1 protein-coding gene is annotated in these 593 nt (G+C 43.3%); it reads right to left on the bottom strand.

The features are described 5' to 3' along the window. Nucleotides 1-124: 124 nt before the first annotated feature. Nucleotides 125-593: porin (locus R7E78_RS28480; protein WP_318058929.1), on the bottom strand; the 469-nt coding region annotated here is incomplete at its 5' end.

The following is a 593-nucleotide window of genomic DNA, read 5'->3' as shown; positions in this document are numbered from 1 at the left end:
CAAACGTTACTTTATCTGTTGTGCCTGAGCTTGATGTGTTGTCGCCACAACCTGCAAGTAGGATCGCAGAACAAAGCAGTGATAGTTTAAACGTATGTTTCATTGGGTTACTCCGAGAATCCTATTATTTGAAGGTGTAGTTCATCTGTACTGCACTGATGTATGCCGTACCTTCTGAATCAAACTTAATTTCTTGACCTGCTGCGTTAGTCTCAGTGAAAGAGCCCGACTCACTTTGTACCAATGCAAAACCAGCATCAAACGATAGGTTTTCATTCATTGCATACGTTAGACCCGCGCTGTACCACATACGGTCACTATCAGGGATACTCAATGTTGCTTCACCCGCTTGCTCGTCATAAGCCAAGCCTGCGCGGAATGTCCACTCTGTGTTTAGCGTGTAAGTTGCACCTACAGAGTAACGGTTGTTGTCTTCATACTTTTCTGGTTTGAAGAAACATACGCCGCCTTTACATTCATTACTGGTCGCTTTTAGCTCTTTAAAAGTGCTCCAGTCAGTTTGTTGCCAACCGTAATGAATCGCCCATTGGTCATTAAGTTGATGGAATGCAGAAAGTTCGATAATAGAAGGA

It is taken from the genome of Vibrio sp. YT-19(2023) (assembly GCF_033337395.1).
The sequence above is the reverse complement of the archived record's forward strand: the minus strand, read 5'-3'. Positions and strand labels throughout refer to the sequence as shown.